Genomic DNA, 16,768 nt, shown 5'->3' on the forward strand with positions numbered 1-16,768 from the left:
ACAAGCTCGTCCGCCGCTACAACAATACACCCCGCAAATGCCTCGGCTTCCAAACCCCAGCCGAAGCCTTCCTCCAACCGTTGCACTTCAAATGTGAATCCACACCCGGAACAAGTCCGGGGTGACGGTGGAGGAATACCAAGGGGCGCGAGCAACTTCGCTGCGATTTCAATCCGTCGCCGGAACGCCCCGACTGGACGGCGAGCCGTTACAAATGCAACAAGCGCGCATCCCCCAAGGTAACGGAGTCTCCTTCATGGTCCGCCCCGCGCTTGTCGCCAGCCTTCTCGCCATCGCTCTCGCCGCGCCCGCCGCGGCGCAGGAGGGCAACACGCTCGCGCAGCCGATCCCGATCGTCGACATGGTCCCCGACGCGCGCGACGTCGATTATCCCGGCGTGATGAAGCTGAAGGTCGACGCGACCGACATCAAGCGCGCGATCTACCGTGTCGAGCAGACCATCCCCGTCGCCCAGGCCGGGCGCATGACGCTGCTGATGCCCGAATGGCTGCCCGGCAACCACGCGCCGCGCGGACAGATCGAAAAGCTCGCCGGCCTGGTCATCAAGGCGGGCGACCGCGTGCTGCCCTGGGTGCGCGACGAGGTGAACGTCTACGCCTTCCACTTCGACGTGCCCGAGGGGACCAAGGCGATCACCGCCAATTTCCAGTTCCTCTCTGCCACCGCACCCAACCAGGGCCGCATCGTCATCGCGCCGTCGATGATGAACCTGCAATGGGAGCAGGTGTCGCTCTATCCGGCGGGCTATTACACCCGCCGCATCCCGGTCGAGGCGACGGTGACCTATCCGGCCGGCTGGACCGCGCGCTCGGGCCTGCCCGCCACCAACAAGGGCAGCGTCTATTCCTACCAGCGCACCAGCTACGAGACGCTGATCGATTCGCCCGTCTTCGCCGGCCGCTATTTCAAGGAATGGGAGCTGACGCCGAAGGTCGATCTCAACGTCTTCGCCGACGAGGCCGAATATCTGGAGGCCAAGCCCGAACAGATCGCTGCGCACCGTCGCCTCGTCGAACAGGCGGTCAAGCTGTTCGGATCGCAGCATTACGACCAGTACGAGTTCCTCCTCGCGCTGACCGACGAGATGGGCGGCATCGGCCTCGAGCATCACCGTTCCTCCGAAAACGGCGTGAACCCCGAATATTTCACCGAATGGGATTCGGGCCCCGGCCGCCGCAACCTGCTGCCGCACGAGATGGTGCACAGCTGGAACGGCAAGTTCCGCCGCGGCGCCAATCTCTACACCCCCGATTACGCCACGCCGATGCGCGACAACCTGCTGTGGGTCTATGAAGGCCAGACGCAGTTCTGGGGCTATGTCCTGCAAGCGCGCTCCGGGCTGGTGTCGAAGGAGGACACGCTCGATCAGCTGGCGATGATCTACGCGACCTATGACAATTGGAAGGGCCGCGAATGGCGCCCGCTGGTCGACACCACGCACGATCCGATCATCTCCGCGCGCCGGCCCAAGGGCTGGACCAGCTGGCAGCGCAGCGAGGATTATTACAATGAGGGCCTGCTGATCTGGCTGGAGGCGGATTCGGTGATCCGCGACCAGTCGAACGGCGCCAAGTCGATGGACGATTTCGCCAAGGCGTTCTTCGGCATGCGCGACGGCGATTGGGGCGTGCTGACCTACAGCTTCGACGACGTGGTGGCGACGCTCAACTCGGTCGTTCCCTATGACTGGAACACCTTCCTCAACGACCGCGTCAACCGGATCAACCCGCGCGCGCCGCTGAAGGGCTTCACCGACAACGGCTATCAGGTGATCTACACCGACGAGCCGACCGGCGTTTGGAAGGAAGGCGAGAAGCGCTCGAAGGGCGTCAACCTCAACTATTCGGGCGGGCTTTCGGTCGGCGGCGACGGCGAGATCGCGACGGTGATGTGGGGCAGCGCGGCGTTCGACGTCGATCTCGACGTCGGCGACAAGATCATCGCGGTGGGCGAGCGCGCCTATACGGGCGAGGCGCTCAAGGAGGCGATCACCGCGGCCAAGGGCGGCCGCGAGCCGATCAAGCTGACCGTCACGCACGAGGGCCGCGTCCGCACGGTCGACCTCAAATGGAACCAGGGCCTGCGCTACCCGCGCCTGCAAAAGACCGGCACCGGCGAGACCGGGCTCGACCGCCTGCTGACGGCGAAGTGAGGCGATGATTCGGTCGCCCCTGCGCAGGCAGGGGCCGCTGACAGCAAACGCGGCGCTGGAACGTGCCACAAACCCAGCGGCCCCTGCCTTCGCAGGGGCGACGAGGGTAGCGAACCAAGGATATCGGAATGCAGTCTAAGATGATCATAGCCGGCACTCTCGCGCTCGCCGCCGCCTCACCCGCGCTCGCGCAGGTGACGCCGGGCAACAGCGCGCCCGCCACCACCGCGCCCTATGCCGACACCATCCCTGCGGCGGTGGACCGGGCCTATCCGGGCACGATGCGGCTGGAGGTCGACGCCCGCAACGTCGCGCAGGGCTATGTCGACATCACCCAGACGATCCCGGTCGCGGCGGCCGGGCCGATGGTGCTGCTCTACCCCAAATGGCTCCCCGGCACGCATGCGCCGGAGGGCCAGCCGGCCAATCTGGCGGGGCTGAGCTTCACCGTCGGCGGCAAGCCGCTCGCCTGGAAGCGCGATCCGCTCGACATGACCGCCTTCCATATCGAGGTGCCCCAGGGCGCCCGCGCGGTCGAGGCGCGGTTCCAGTTCCTCGATTCGCGGGCGCCCGACGGGACCGAGCGCCGGACGATGGCGCCCGCATTGATGAACCTGCAATGGGAGAAGCTCTCGCTCTATCCGGCGGGCTATTATGTCCGCCGGATTCCGGTGACGACCGAGCTGCGCATTCCGGCCGGCTGGACCGCCTATACCGCGCTGCGCGGCAAGGTCTCGGGCGACCGCACCACCTATGAGACCGTCGCCTACGACACGCTGGTCGATTCGCCGGTGTTCGCCGGCAAGCACGCCAGGTCGCTCGTCATCGGCGAGGATGTCCGCCTCAACATCGTCGGCGACACCGCCGCCTCGATCGAGGCGACCGAAGAACAGGTGCAGTTCCACCGCAATCTCGTGGCGCAAGCCGACAAGCTGTTCGGCGCGCGGCATTTCGACCGCTATGATTTCCTGCTGGCGGTGACCGACGAGATGTCCGGCATCGGCCTCGAGCATCACCGCAGCTCCGAAAACGCGGTGGGCGCGGACCTGTTCTCCAACTGGAAGAACAATGTCGGCGCGCGCGATCTGCTGCCGCACGAATATGTCCACAGCTGGAACGGCAAGTTCCGCCGCGGCGCCGACCTGTGGACGCCCGACTACCGCACGCCGATGCGCGACAGCATGCTGTGGGTCTATGAAGGGCTGACCAGCTTCTTCGGCCCCGTCCTCGCCGCGCGATCGGGGCTGTGGAGCAGGGACGAGTTCCTCGGCTGGGTCGCCGCTACAGCCGCGACCTACGCCGAAGGCCAGCCCGGCCAGGTATGGCGCAGCATCGCCGACACCACCAACGATCCGATCATCACGCTCCACACCGGCGTGTCCGAATGGTCGAGCTGGAGCCGCGGCTACGACTATTATCCCGCCGCGGCGATGGTGTGGCTGGAGGCCGACCAGATCATTCGCCAGCGGTCGAAGGGCAAGCGCAGCCTCGACGATTTCGCGCGTACCTTCTTCGGCGTGCGCGACGGCGACTGGGGCGAGCTGACCTATACGCTGGAGGACGTGATCGCCGACATGAACGCGGTCGAGCCCTATGATTGGGGCGGCTTCTTCAACGACCGCATCTACACCGCGCGCGTCGGCGGCCTCGATGGCGGCGTGAAGCTGGGCGGTTACGCCCTCGCCTTCGGGCCGGAGCTCAACGCCTATAACGAGGCGGCGAGCGCCGATCAGGAAGGCGTCGGCCTCAGCTATTCGCTTGGCCTGGGCACCGATGGCGAGGGCAAGATCGGCTATGTCCGCTGGGCCGGCCCGGCGTTCCGCGCCGGGCTGCGGTCGGGCGACCGGATCCTCGCGGTCGGCGATCGCAGCTTCGACGGCGACGCGCTGGAGGAGCGGGTCAAGGCGAGCGGCAAGGGCAGCGAACCGATCTCGCTGCTGGTCCAGTCGGGCGACCGGGTCCACCGCGTCGCGATTCCCTATACCGACGGGCTGCGCTATGCCCGCCTGGAGCCGGCCGGCGCCGGCCCGCGCGGGCTCGATGCGCTGATCGCGCCCAGATAGCTTGGGCCTGTCCGCTTCCCTTCCAAGATTGGCAATCGACAGGACGCCGCGCGCCCGCTAACCGGCGCGCGACTTCTTTTCGCACTTGCAGCAAGGACAAGCCGATGCGCATCGATCTGGTTCCGGTGGGCGACGATCCGCCCGAGAACGTCAACGTCATCATCGAGGTGCCGGTCGGCGGCGAGCCGGTGAAGTACGAGTTCGACAAGGCGTCGGGCGCGCTGTTCGTCGATCGCATCCTCCACACGCCGATGCGCTATCCGGCCAATTACGGCTTCATCCCGCACACGCTGTCGCCCGACGGCGATCCGCTCGACGCGCTGGTGATCGCCCGCTCGCCCTTCATTCCGGGCTGCATCGTCCGCGCCCGCCCGATCGCGGTGCTCAACCTGGAGGACGAGGCGGGCGGCGACGAGAAGCTTCTCTGCGTGCCGATCGACGCGACCTTCCCCTATTACAGGAAGATCGGCGAGCGAGACGACCTGCCAGAGATCGTCATGCAGCAGATCGAGCATTTCTTCACCCACTACAAAGACTTGGAACCCAAGAAATGGGTCCGCGTCGGCCGCTGGGGCGACGCCGACGACGCCCGCCGCGTGCTGCTTGAGGCCATCGAGCGCGCCAAGGAGGCCAAGGCGGCCGCTTAGCCGTGAAATAGGCCTTTCCTACATATAACCATATAGGTTATACAAGGCAGATGCCGCGATTCTCTGCCTCCTCCTTCACCGCAAGGCCGGTCGACCATGCGACCCCGCGCGTCGTCGGCCGGGGTCGCCACGAACATGCGTTTGAGGGTCAAATTTCTCAAATGCATCGATCTGCGACGCCGCGAGCATGCGTCCGGGCGGCGAATCTCTCAAAACCGTCAACTTGCGAAACCGGCCATCCAGCGGGATCAGCCGAGCGCGGCGATCGCCGCCCTGGTTGCATCGAGATAGGCGCTGCCATGGTGGCGGTAGGTGCCGATGAAGTGCGCGAAGGCGACGTCCGGTCCCAGCGGCGCGTTCCAGAAATTGGTGTAACGGTCGTAGCGCAGCGGCGCCGGGTCGGGATCGTTGGCGATCACCACGTTGGAGGTGACCTGCTCGCTGCCCCATTCGGACCATTTGGCGCGGCCCAGCAGGCGTTCCGCCTCGCGGGTGAAGGCCTCGGCCACCCTGCGCCCGTCCTTCGCAGGCGCGAAGCCGGCGAAGCCCGAGCAGCCGCGGACATAGCGCAGCCCGGGAATCGCGACATCGGCCATCGCCGCCTCGATCCGCGCCTGGACATGCGCCCGCGCGCGCGGATCGGCCGCCGCCGGGTGGCGCGCGACGAACTCCGCCGCGGGCAGCACCCCCAGCTCGGCCCCGCGCGCATCGCCGAACAGCGTGAAGCTGCGCCCCGCCTCGATCGCCGCCGCCACTTCGGGGACCGGCCCCAGCGTCACCGTGTCCGAATCGAGCTGGATCACGTAATCGGCCGCGCGCAGATCGAGGATCGCCAGCAGCCGCTCCCACGTTCCGCCGCGCGGCGCGGGGCCGGTATCGACGTCGCCGAGCGCGAGGATCCGCGGGTCGCCCAGATGATGCGCCAGCGCCGCCCTGTCCGCTTGGGTCAGCGTCCCGTCGTCCATCACCACGAAGCGCCCGCGGCCGAGATGGCGGTGGAGCGACTTGGCGGCGACCAGATAGGGCAGCAGCACGCGCGTGCCGATCATCGAGAACAGCACCACGCCGTCGTCGCGCGGCGCGGCGGGCGGCGTCGCCAGCACGCGCGCCGCCGCGCGGCCGTGCCGCCACTGCTTGGCCCGCCACACGGCCTCGTTCACGATCCCCATCATCGCCGCTCGTGTAGCGGCGCGATCCTAAGTTTCGGTTGCGCTCAGCAGCCGCGCCCCGACAAAATCCCGCCGAGCATGCCGCCGACGCCCTTGCACTTCTTCGGCTTGCGCTCCTCGCGGCTCTCCTCGCCCTGCATCGCCGCGCCCATGTCCGGCCCGCCGATCATCATGCCGGTGGTCGAACGATAGCGCACCCGCGCGGTCCATTCCTGGTTCCAGGCGACGCGCGGGTTGGCCGGGCGCGGCGGATGGACGAAGTTCGCCTCCGGCCCATAGGCGGTGAGGTTGCCCATCATGAACTGCGGTGAGGCCTGGCGCACCGCCGCCGGGATGACGCAGCTGGTCTGCTGCGGCGGCATCACCACCTTCTGCGTCACCAGCCGCGCCACGGTCTCGGGCGGCAGCCAGTCCCACAGCCCGCCGCCGAACTCGCGCGTCATCGATGAGCTCCACCACACCATGTCGGTCTGCTCGCCCCGGCCGTCGCCGCTCGCACCGAACGCCCAGGCGTAATAGCCCGTCGCCGCCGGCACCGCGTTCCAGCTCAGATTGACCGCGCCGCTCGGCAGCGCCTGGTTGCGCGCCGCGATCCCCTCCATCCAGTCCTGCTGCAAGGCGAAGCTGATCTCGGGCGAATAGGTGCCGGCGATGCGGTGCTCACCGATCAGCGAGCCGCCGCCCGGCGCCTTGTTCGACCGGCTGTTGGGCCAGTCGCCATAGGTGCGGCTGTTGGAGAGGTTGGGCCCGCGATCGGCAGGGACGTTGGTCGAGAACAGGTTGGGCGGCATCTGCCCCGCCGCGACCTTGGCAAAATCGATCACCACCGGCTGGCCCGGGCCGGCGCGCTCGCCGCAGCCCCAGAACAGCAGTAGCCGCCCCTTGGGCCGCTGGAAATTGTCCGGCACTTCGCCCGGTTCCTCGCGCCGGCCGCTGCCGGGCGTCGGCGTCACCAGCGGCAGCGACTTGCCCATGCGCATTCCCGCCGGCACGAAATGGTCGGCGCTGGGCGCGCCGGTGGGGGCGAGCGTCGAGCCGAGCCGCAGACGCAGCTCATGCGCCTCGCGCCCGCCTCCGCCCGTCAACATCGACAGCGCGGCCCCCATGCCGCCGCCGGCCATCCCCGCCATGCCGGTCGTCGTGCCGGCATCCATCGCATAGCGCGCCTTGGGCGGGGTGACGGTCTGCCGCGCCTGCGGCGTGGCGGGAGAGGTCAGCGCCAGCGCGGCGATGGCGGATGCGGAAACGAGCAGGAAGGAACGAACCGGCATGATGGCCTCCGGGTCAAGCGTTGCGACGCATGAAACTCGCGGCCCGATTCTGTTCTGACGGCGTAACTACTCCGCCGCAGCGGCGCCGACAAGCGTCACATCGCCGCCTCGACCGACGGTGCGGGCGGCGGCGAACGGCGCGCGGCGATGACGCAGCCGATGACGATCAGCGCGGCGCCCAGCACGGTCAGCGGCTGCACCCGCTCTCCGAACACCAGCCAGCCGAGGATCGATGCCCAGATGAAGGCGGTGTACTCGACCGGCGCGAGGTAGCTCGCCTCCGCCCGGGCATAGGCCCAGGCGAGCGCGAGGATCGAGACGGTCGCGAGCACCGCGGCGAAGGCCAGCCACGGCCATTGCCCCGGCGCCGGCCACACTAGGAGGAACGGCGCGCCGATCGCATAGACGCCGAGGAAGACGACATTCGTGAAGAAGGCGATCTCGATCGGCCGCGCGGCCAAGGCCTGCCGTCTGAGCAGGATCAGGTTGACCGCATAGAGCACCGCCGCGGCGAGGATGGCGAGCGCGCCGCGGAAGGCGTCCGGCCCCATCTCCGCGCGCGCCTGCCCCAGCAGGATCACCAGCACGCCGGCAAAGGCGATCAGCGAGGCGATCACGGCGGTCCTGCCGACACGCTCGCGCAGCACCACCGCCGCCAGGAACAGCGCGATCAGCGGCGCGATGAAGGTCAAAGCGACTCCCTGCGCCATCGGCACGCGCGTCAGCCCCCAGAAGAACAGCACCACCGAAACGCCCGCCGCGGCGCCGCGCGCGACATGGAGCTTGATCTCGATCCGGCTCGGCCAGCGAGGGCGGGTGACGGCAAAGGCGGCGCCCGACAGCGCGACTCCGAAGACAGTGCGCCACAGCATCGCCGAATAGGCGCCGATCAGCAGGGACTGCGCCTTCATCACCGCATCCATGCTGGCGAACACGGCGATCCCCGCCGTCGCCACGGCGAACGCGATGGCGGGGTTGGCGCGCATCAATGCAGCAGCTTCAGTCCGACGATGCAGGCGATCAGGCCCAGGATCAGCAACGAACGAGCCAGCCCCAGCGGCTCGCCGAAGAACAGGATCCCGACCATGACCGTGCCGAGCGCGCCGATCCCAGCCCACACGGCATAGGCGGTGCCCATCGGGATACTGCGCGACGCCACCTCAAGCAGCCCCATCGACAGCGCGACCGAGGCGAGGAACGCCAGCGTCCACGGGATGTTGCGGAATCCCTCGACAAAGCGGAGGCTCGTGGTGAACCCCACCTCGAACAGCCCGCCAAGCACCAGAAGAAACCAAGCCATCGCCAACCTCCGCCGCCGCCCCTAGCCGGACGGCGACGGAGACGAAAGCGCATTACTCCGCCGCGACGGCCTCCGGCCTATCGTCCAGCGGATGGGCCAGGCGGGCGAGCATCTCCTTCGGGCAGACCTGCCAGAAATCGCCGACCACGCGGCCCCAGTCCTCAAGCAGGCCCCGCGCCCATTTGCTGTCGGTCGCCTCGACATGCGCGGCGACCAGATCCTTGAGGACGCCGTCCCAATGCGCCGAGGCGAGGCGTTGCCAGACAATGCTGTCTGGGTTCGCGCGCGCTTCGAACGTCCGGTCCGGATCGTAGACGAAGGCCATGCCGCCGGTCATCCCCGCGCCGAAATTGTCGCCGACACGGCCCAGGATCACCGCGGTGCCGCCGGTCATATATTCGCAGCCATTGGCGCCGCAGCCCTCGACCACCACCTCGGCGCCCGAATTGCGGACCGCGAAGCGCTCGCCGGCCTGTCCCGCGGCATAGAGCCGTCCGGACGTCGCGCCGTAGAGCACGGTGTTGCCGATGATCGTGTTGTCCTGGCTGGCGAGCGGCGACGACACCATCGGCCGGACCGCGATGATGCCGCCCGACAGCCCCTTGCCGACATAGTCGTTCGAATCGCCGAATACCTCGAGCGTGATGCCCTTGCACAGGAACGCCCCCAGGCTCTGCCCGGCCGATCCGCGCAGGCGGACATGGACGTGCCCGTCGGCGAGCCTGGACATGCCGAACGCTCGGGTGATCTCCGACGACAGCCGCGTGCCGACCGCGCGGTGGGTGTTCCGCACGGTATAGGTCAGCTGCATCTTCTCGCCGCGCTCGAACACCGCGCGCGTATCGGCGATCATCTGCGCATCCAGGCTGTCGGGCACTTCGTTGCGGAAGGTGTTGAGGCTGTAGCGCCGCTCGGCGTCGGTGGCGTCGACCTTCGCAAGGATCGGGTTCAAGTCGAGATCGTCGAGATGCTCGGCCCCGCGGCTGACCTGGCGCAGCAGTTCGGTCCGCCCGACGATCTCGTCGAGGCTCTTGACGCCCAGCCGGGCGAGGATCTCGCGCACCTCCTCGGCGATGAAGGTCATCAGGTTGATGACCTTTTCGGGCGTGCCGGTGAACTTGGCGCGCAGCCGCTCGTCCTGCACGCAGACGCCGACCGGGCAGGTGTTCGAATGGCACTGGCGGACCATGATGCAGCCCATTGCCACGAGGCTCAGCGTGCCGATGCCGAATTCCTCGGCGCCCAGGATGGCGGCGATGACGATGTCGCGCCCGGTCTTGAGCCCGCCGTCGGTCCTGAGCTTCACCCGGTGGCGCAGGCCGTTGAGCGTCAGCACCTGGTTCACTTCGGACAGGCCCATTTCCCACGGCGTGCCGGCATATTTGATGCTGGTCTGCGGCGACGCGCCGGTGCCGCCGACATGACCCGAGACGAGGATGACGTCGGCATGCGCCTTGGCGACGCCCGCCGCGACCGTGCCGATGCCGGCCGAGCTGACCAGCTTGACGCATACGCGCGCGCGCGGATTGATCTGCTTGAGATCGTAGATCAGCTGCGCCAGATCCTCGATCGAATAGATGTCGTGGTGCGGCGGCGGCGAGATCAGCGTGACACCGGGCGTCGCGTGCCTGAGCTTGGCGATGAACTCGGTCACCTTGAAGCCGGGCAGCTGCCCGCCCTCGCCAGGCTTGGCTCCTTGCGCAACCTTGATCTCCAGCTCCTCGGCCGCGCCGAGATATTCCGCCGTGACGCCGAAGCGGCCGGAGGCGATCTGCTTGATCACCGAATTGGCGTTGTCGCCATTCTCATAGGGCTTGTAGCGGCCCGAATCCTCGCCGCCCTCGCCCGACACCGCCTTGGCGCCGATACGGTTCATCGCGATCGCCAGCGTCTCGTGCGCCTCGGGCGACAGCGCGCCCAAGGACATGCCGGGCGTGACGAAGCGCTTGCGGATCTCGGTGATCGCCTCGACCTGGTCGATGTTCACGCCTTCGCGCGGAAAGTTGAACTCGAGCAGGTCGCGGAGATAGACCGGCGGCAGATCGCGCACCCCGCGCGAGAATTGCAGATAGCTCGAATAGCTGTCGGTCGCGACCGCGGTCTGCAACAGGTGCATCAGCTGCGCCGAATAGGCGTGCGTCTCGCCGCCGTGCCGCTGGCGATAGAAGCCGCCGATCGGCAGCGTCGCCACGCCCATGTCCCAGCCCGCCTGGTGGCGAAGCTCGGCCGACAGGTGGAGCGAGGAATAGCCCTCGCCCGAGATCTTGGCCGGCATGCCGGGGAACAGGTCGTTGACCAGCGCGCGGCTGAGGCCCACCGCCTCGAAATTATAGCCGCCGCGATAGCTGGAGATCACCGCGATCCCCATCTTCGACATGATCTTCAGAAGGCCGTCGTTGACCGCCTTGCGGTGGTTGACGAGACATTGCTCGAAGGACAGATCGCCGAATAGCCCGCGCGCATGGCGGTCGGCGATCGAGGCTTCAGCCAGATAGGCGTTCACGGTGGTGGCGCCGACCCCGATCAGCACCGCATAATAATGCGTGTCGAGGCATTCGGCGGTGCGGACGTTGATCGACGCATAGGAGCGCAGGCCCCGCCGGACGAGATGCGTGTGCACCGCGGCGGCGGCGAGCACGCCGGCGATGGCGACGCGCCCCTCGCCCGACGCCTCGTCGGTCAGGAACAGCTCGGACTTGCCCTCGCGCACCGCCTGCTCGGCCTCGGCGCGGATGCGCTGGATCGCCGCGCGCAGGCTTTCGGGCTTGCCGCCGGCTTCATAGGTGCAGTCGATCTCCTGCGCCTGGCCGTTGAAATGGGCCTTCAGCCGCGCCCAGCCCTCGCAGGTCAGGACCGGCGAATCGAGCACCAGCACGCCCGCCTGCTGCCCCGCCGCGTCGAGGATGTTGGCCAGATTGGAGAAGCGCGTCTTCAGCGACATCACCCGCGTTTCGCGCAAGCTGTCGATCGGCGGGTTGGTCACCTGGCTGAAATTCTGCCGGAAGAACTGGCTGATCAGCCGCGGCTTGTCCGAGATGACCGCGAGGGGCGTGTCGTCGCCCATCGATCCGATCGCTTCCTTGGCGCCTTCGACCATGGGGCTGAGGATCAGCTCCATATCCTCCAGCGTCTGCCCGGCGGCGACCTGGCGACGGGTCAGCTCGGCGCGGCTGTAATCATGGCCGCAATGTCCCTCGACCGCGGGCAGATCGTCGTAACCGATAAAGTCCGCCACCATGCCGGCATAGTCCGCCTCGGCGGCGACGCGATCCTTGATCGCGCGATCCTGGTAGAGCTTGCCTTCGGCCAGATCGACCGCGATCATCTCGCCCGGCCCGAGCCGGCCCTTGGCGACCACCGAGCTTTCGGGCAGCAGCACCATGCCGGTTTCGGAGCCGACCACCAGCAGATTGTCCGCGGTGATGGTGTAGCGCAGCGGGCGCAGCGCGTTGCGGTCCATGCCCGCCACCGCCCAGCGGCCGTCGGTCATGGCAAGCGCGGCGGGGCCGTCCCACGGCTCCATGACGCTCGCCAGATAGCGGTACATCGCTTCGTGATCCGGCGGGATCGTCGGGTCGGCCTGCCAGGCCTCGGGCACCAGCATCAGCTTGGTCGTCGGCGCGTCCCGGCCCGACCGGCAGATCGTCTCGAACACCGCGTCCAATGCGGCGGTGTCCGACGATCCCGCGGGGATCACCGGCTTGATGTCCTCGGACCGCTCGCCGAACGCCAGCGAGGCCATCTTGATCTCGTGGCTGCGCATCCAGTTGGTGTTGCCGCGGATCGTGTTGATCTCGCCGTTATGCGCAAGGCAGCGGAAGGGCTGCGCCAGCCACCATTGCGGGAAGGTGTTGGTCGAATAGCGCTGATGGAAGATCGCGACGCGGCTTTCGAACCGCTCGTCGACCAGATCGGGATAGAAGACCGACAGGCTCTCCGCGAGGAACAGGCCCTTGTAGATGATGGAGCGGCACGACAGGCTGCAGCAATAGAAGCCGTGGACCTGCTCTCGGATCACGCGCTTCTCGATCCGGCGGCGGACCAGATAGAGCTCCTTCTCGAACTCGGCCTCGTCCATCTCCTCGGGCATCGGCCCGGCGATCATGATCTGTTCGATCTCGGGCCGCGTCTCCTGCGCCTTGCGGCCGATCACCGAGACGTCGACCGGCACCTGGCGCCAGCCATAGATGGTGTAGCCCGCGGCGATGATCTCGCTCTCGACGATCGTGCGGCAGGTCTCCTGCGCGCCCAGATCGGTGCGCGGCAGGAACACCATGCCCACGGCCAGCCGGTTGGGCAGCACCTTGTGCCCCGACGCCTCGATCGCGTCGTCGAAGAAGCGCACGGGCAGATCGACATGGATGCCGGCACCGTCGCCGGTCTTGCCATCGGCATCGACCGCGCCGCGATGCCACACCGCCTTCAGCGCATCGATCGCCGCCGCGACGACGCGACGCGACGCCTGGCCGTCGGTCGCGGCGACGAGGCCAACGCCGCACGCATCGGACTCGAATTCGGGGCGGTACATGCCTTCATTAGCCAGCCGCTCATGCTCAGGGGTTGCCCAGACCGTCATGCCGCCTTCCTCTCGCCCGCAACCTTCGCCTTCAGCCAGGCGTGCATCCGTTCGCTGACGTCGCGGCCGTCGCGGATCGCCCACACCACCAGGCTGGCGCCGCGAACGATGTCGCCGGCGGCGAACACGCCTTCCAGGCTGGTCATCATGTTCTGATGATCGACGCGCAGCGTGCCCCAGCGGGTGACGCCCAGCTCTGGCGCGCCGAACATGCCGGGCAGATCCTCGGCATCGAACCCCAGCGCCTTGATGACGAGATCGGCCTCGACGCGGAAATCACCGTCGGGTTCCGCCTCGGGCGCGCGGCGGCCGCTCGCATCGGGCGCGCCGAGGCGCATTCGCTGCGCGCGGACGCCCGCTACCTTCTCCGTCCCGTCGAACGCCTGCGGGGCGGAGAGCCAGACGAACTCGACGCCCTCCTCCTCGGCATTGGCGACCTCGCGCTGCGATCCGGGCATGTTGGCGCGGTCGCGGCGATAGAGGCATTTGACCGATTTCGCGCCCTGACGGACGGCGGTGCGGACGCAATCCATCGCGGTGTCGCCGCCGCCGATGACGACGACGTTCTTGCCGGCGGCATTCAGGCTGCCGTCGTCGAACGCCGGCACATCGTCGCCGAAGCCCTTGCGGTTCGAGGCAGTCAGATAGTCGAGCGCCTCGACCACCCCGCTTGCGCCGACGCCCGGCGCGGCGATCGCGCGCGCCTTGTACACGCCCGTCGCGATCAGGATCGCATCGTGCTTCGCGCGCAGATCGTCGAGGCTGGCGTCGCGGCCGACCTCGAAACCCTCATGGAACACGATACCGCCGGCCTTCAGCCGCTCGACCCGTCGGGTGACGACATGCTTTTCCAGCTTGAAGCCGGGAATGCCGTATGTCAGCAGCCCGCCGGCGCGGTCGTGCCGGTCATAGACATGCACCTCATAGCCGGCGACGCGGAGATATTCGGCGGCCGACAGCCCGGCCGGGCCCGCGCCGATCACGCCGACCGACTGGCCGCGGGCGCGGCCGGGAACGAGCGGCTCGACCCAGCCTTCCTCCCATGCGGTGTCGGTGATGTACTTCTCGATCGATCCGATCGTCACCGCGCCGTGGCCGGAGAACTCGATCACGCAATTGCCCTCGCACAGCCGGTCCTGCGGGCAGATGCGGCCGCAGATCTCGGGCATGGTCGAGGTGGCGTTGGACAGCTCATAGGCTTCGCGCAGCCGCCCCTCGGCGGTCAGCCGCAGCCAGTCTGGGATGTGGTTGTGGAGCGGGCAATGGACCGAGCAATAGGGCACGCCACACTGCGAGCAGCGCGCCGATTGCTCTTCGGCGGCGGGATTGCCGTAGCGATCGGCGATCTCGCGGAAATCCTCGGCGCGCGCGGAAGCGTCCCGCTTGGCGGGATATTGCTGCCCTACACCCACGAATTTCAGCATCGACTCCGTTGCCATTCCCGCCTCCTGATGGGCGCGCAACAGCACAGTTCGCATGCAGAGTCACGCGAATTCGACCATTAATAGCAGCAATACTTACCTAAATCGGCGAAAGAAATTCTCGATCTGGTAAAATGCTCGTTCTATCGTATTGAGGAATGCCCGCATCGGACCTATCTTGTCAGCAGCCACACGATCGCGACCGCGCCTACCACTATACGATACCAGGCGAAGGGTGCGAAGCCGTGTCGGCTGACGATGTCGACGAACCATTTGATCACCACCAGCGCGACGACGAAGGAGACGACGAAGCCGATCGCGATCGAAGTCCACTCGTCGTTGCCGAACTCGCCGGCGTTCTTGTAGAGGTCGTACGCCGAGGCAGCGAGCATCGTCGGGATGGCGAGGAAGAAGCTGAACTCCGCCGCGGTCTTCCGCTCGACCCCCAGTCCGAGCGCGCCCATGATCGTCGCGCCCGAACGGCTGACCCCGGGGATCATCGACAGGCACTGGATCACGCCGATGCCGAGCGCCACTTTCCAGCTCATCGCGCGTACGGCGTGAATTTCAGGTTCCTTGACCAGCCGTTCGATCACCAGGATCGCGATGCCGCCGACGACCAGCGCCACCGCCACCGTCATCGGGCTTTCGAGCATCGCCTTTACCAGATTGTAGACGAAGAACCCGACCACCATCGACGGCAGGAAGCCGAGCGCGATGTTGCGCGCAAACGCCCAGGCGCCCGGATCGCGCGCCGTCATGCCGACGAACACGTCCCAGAAGCGCCGCCAATAGAGCACGATGACCGACAGGATCGCCCCCAGCTGGATGACGATTTCGAACGTCCCTGAGGCTTCCCCGCCGAAGCCGAGCAGCTCGCCTGCAAGGATCAGATGGCCGGTCGAGGAGACGGGCAGGAACTCGGTCACCCCCTCGACGATGCCGAGGAGGATGAGCGTCAGGATTTCGGGCATGTGTGAAGCGGTCCTTGGTTCAGCCGGCGACGGTCTTGGCGAAGCGGCCGTGGCGGCGATATTGCACCAGCCATCCCGGCGCAACCGCGTCGAGCGGGGTCCGCTCGACACCCAACACCGTCAGGCCGTTTTCGCCCGTCACCACATTATCCCGCTGCAGCATCAGCCACTGGTCCCAGCTGATCGGCGATCCGGGCAGGCGCGCGATGATCTTCGCCGCCGTATCGGGCAGGTCGACGAAATTCGGATGGCGCCCGGTGCGATCGGCGATCCAGCGGAACAGGTCGTCCATGCTTAGCACATCGGGTCCGCCCAGCTCGTAGGTCTTGCCGCCGTGCGCGCCCGGATCGGCGAGCGCCGCCGCCACGGCGCTCGCTGCATCGCCGACGAACACCGGCTGGAACTTCACTCCCGGCCGAACGACCGGCACCACCGGCAACGCGAGCATTCGCGCGAAGCGATTGATGAACTGGTCCTCCCGGCCGAACATGATCGAAGGCCGCAGGATGGTCGCTTGCGGAAACGCACCGCGCACCGCCGCTTCGCCTTCAGCCTTCGATCGTCCATAGGCCGATTCGCTTTCGGCGTCCGTGCCGATCGCCGAAATGTGCGCGAGCGCCGATGCGCCCGCATCCGCCGCCGCGGCCGCGACATGGCCCGCACCCTTGGCTTGGACGCCGTCCGGATCGGCGAAGCTGCCGGCGAGATTGACCACCGCATGGCTGCCCTGGATCGCGCGCGCCAGCGTATCGGGCCGCGTCACGTCGGCGGCAACGAACTGCGTCTGCCCCAGTCCGCCCTGCGGTTTGAGAAACAGCGCCCGCCGCGGATCGCGCTCGGCGATTCGCACGCGTGCGCCCACGTTGAGCAGATCCCGCACGACATAGCGGCCGAGAAACCCGCCGCCGCCGATCACCGTGACCAGCCTGTCCTTCATCATCTTGATCGCCTCGATTGCGCCGGGCCGCCACATGGCCCTGCCGCAAATGCCCTTGCCCCACCGGAAGGCGTGTTGACAAGCGCGCGGCCGGCCCTCTAAGGCCCGCCGCCTACCCCGTGCCCAGATGGCGGAATTGGTAGACGCACCAGCTTCAGGTGCTGGCGATCGCAAGGTCGTGGAGGTTCGAGTCCTCTTCTGGGCACCATTTGTTCTCCTCACAGCGTTGCGAAGGGT

The 16,768-nt window shown here is 67.5% G+C and carries 11 protein-coding genes, 1 tRNA gene and 1 pseudogene; 5 read left to right on the forward strand and 8 right to left on the reverse strand.

The genetic code is table 11. The features are described 5' to 3' along the window. From D1610_RS17605 to ppa, 4 genes and pseudogenes are all read left to right on the forward strand, one after another. A pseudogene (locus D1610_RS17605) lies at window positions 1-125 on the forward strand (IS30 family transposase); the annotation flags it as partial. Window positions 126-256: 131 nt separating this feature from the next. Beyond that, complete coding sequence (locus D1610_RS08650) at window positions 257-2,173, forward strand: M61 family metallopeptidase (RefSeq protein ID WP_118863790.1); 1,917 nt, start codon at window positions 257-259, stop codon at window positions 2,171-2,173. Window positions 2,174-2,301: 128 nt separating this feature from the next. Next, window positions 2,302-4,236: a M61 family metallopeptidase gene (locus D1610_RS08655; RefSeq protein WP_118863791.1), complete on the forward strand. Its 1,935-nt coding sequence runs from the start codon at window positions 2,302-2,304 to the stop codon at window positions 4,234-4,236. 104 nt (window positions 4,237-4,340) lie between these two features. Further along, window positions 4,341-4,883, forward strand: a complete 543-nt coding sequence (ppa, locus tag D1610_RS08660; RefSeq protein ID WP_118863792.1) for an inorganic diphosphatase — start codon at window positions 4,341-4,343, stop codon at window positions 4,881-4,883. Between the two features lie 248 nt (window positions 4,884-5,131). On the opposite strand, the gene D1610_RS08665 is transcribed toward ppa, so the two are convergent. From D1610_RS08665 to D1610_RS08700, 8 genes are all read right to left on the reverse strand, one after another. Then, window positions 5,132-6,043: a hypothetical protein gene (locus tag D1610_RS08665; protein WP_147414301.1), complete on the reverse strand. Its 912-nt coding sequence runs from the start codon at window positions 6,041-6,043 to the stop codon at window positions 5,132-5,134. A gap of 53 nt (window positions 6,044-6,096) precedes the next feature. Further along, window positions 6,097-7,323 (reverse strand): hypothetical protein, encoded by a 1,227-nt coding sequence (locus tag D1610_RS08670; RefSeq protein WP_245942062.1) that lies wholly within the window; start codon window positions 7,321-7,323, stop codon window positions 6,097-6,099. A 95-nt stretch (window positions 7,324-7,418) separates the two neighbouring features. Beyond that, a complete protein-coding gene (locus D1610_RS08675; RefSeq protein ID WP_118863794.1) occupies window positions 7,419-8,309 on the reverse strand; it encodes a DMT family transporter in 891 nt (296 codons plus the stop codon). After that, complete coding sequence (locus D1610_RS08680; protein WP_118864036.1) at window positions 8,309-8,623, reverse strand: DMT family transporter; 315 nt, start codon at window positions 8,621-8,623, stop codon at window positions 8,309-8,311. The genes D1610_RS08675 and D1610_RS08680 overlap by 1 nt, the downstream gene beginning before the upstream one ends. Before the next feature lie 52 nt (window positions 8,624-8,675). Next, the gene (gene gltB / locus D1610_RS08685) at window positions 8,676-13,199 is read right to left on the reverse strand and encodes a glutamate synthase large subunit (protein WP_118863795.1); all 4,524 of its coding nucleotides are present in this window, start codon (window positions 13,197-13,199) and stop codon (window positions 8,676-8,678) included. Beyond that, entirely contained in the window at window positions 13,196-14,638 is a 1,443-nt protein-coding gene (locus D1610_RS08690) for an NAD(P)-dependent oxidoreductase (protein ID WP_118864037.1), read from the reverse strand. Before D1610_RS08690 ends, gltB begins: the two co-directional genes overlap by 4 nt. Before the next feature lie 155 nt (window positions 14,639-14,793). Further along, entirely contained in the window at window positions 14,794-15,594 is an 801-nt protein-coding gene (locus D1610_RS08695) for an undecaprenyl-diphosphate phosphatase (RefSeq protein ID WP_118863796.1), read from the reverse strand. A 19-nt stretch (window positions 15,595-15,613) separates the two neighbouring features. Then, window positions 15,614-16,531 carry a complex I NDUFA9 subunit family protein gene (locus D1610_RS08700; protein WP_118864038.1) on the reverse strand — a complete coding sequence of 306 codons (918 nt, stop codon included), beginning with the start codon at window positions 16,529-16,531 and terminating at the stop codon, window positions 15,614-15,616. A gap of 121 nt (window positions 16,532-16,652) precedes the next feature. On the opposite strand from D1610_RS08700, the gene D1610_RS08705 reads away from it, so the two are divergent. Further along, window positions 16,653-16,739, forward strand: a tRNA-Leu gene (locus tag D1610_RS08705). The last annotated feature ends 29 nt before the right edge of the window (window positions 16,740-16,768 follow it).

This window comes from Sphingomonas gilva, from assembly GCF_003515075.1.
Lineage (GTDB): Bacteria > Pseudomonadota > Alphaproteobacteria > Sphingomonadales > Sphingomonadaceae > Sphingomonas > Sphingomonas gilva.

Excerpts from the sequence above, each read along its gene's own strand:
- ppa (WP_118863792.1), top strand. The coding sequence starts at position 4,341 with ATGCGCATCGATCTGGTTCCGGTGGGCGACGATCCGCCCGAGAACGTC.
- D1610_RS08700 (WP_118864038.1), bottom strand. The coding sequence starts at position 16,531 with ATGAAGGACAGGCTGGTCACGGTGATCGGCGGCGGCGGGTTTCTCGGC.
- D1610_RS08690 (WP_118864037.1), bottom strand. The coding sequence starts at position 14,638 with ATGGCAACGGAGTCGATGCTGAAATTCGTGGGTGTAGGGCAGCAATAT.
- D1610_RS08670 (WP_245942062.1), bottom strand. The coding sequence starts at position 7,323 with ATGCCGGTTCGTTCCTTCCTGCTCGTTTCCGCATCCGCCATCGCCGCG.
- D1610_RS08655 (WP_118863791.1), top strand. The coding sequence starts at position 2,302 with ATGCAGTCTAAGATGATCATAGCCGGCACTCTCGCGCTCGCCGCCGCC.
- gltB (WP_118863795.1), bottom strand. The coding sequence starts at position 13,199 with ATGACGGTCTGGGCAACCCCTGAGCATGAGCGGCTGGCTAATGAAGGC.
- D1610_RS08695 (WP_118863796.1), bottom strand. The coding sequence starts at position 15,594 with ATGCCCGAAATCCTGACGCTCATCCTCCTCGGCATCGTCGAGGGGGTG.
- D1610_RS08675 (WP_118863794.1), bottom strand. The coding sequence starts at position 8,309 with ATGCGCGCCAACCCCGCCATCGCGTTCGCCGTGGCGACGGCGGGGATC.
- D1610_RS08650 (WP_118863790.1), top strand. The coding sequence starts at position 257 with ATGGTCCGCCCCGCGCTTGTCGCCAGCCTTCTCGCCATCGCTCTCGCC.
- D1610_RS08680 (WP_118864036.1), bottom strand. The coding sequence starts at position 8,623 with ATGGCTTGGTTTCTTCTGGTGCTTGGCGGGCTGTTCGAGGTGGGGTTC.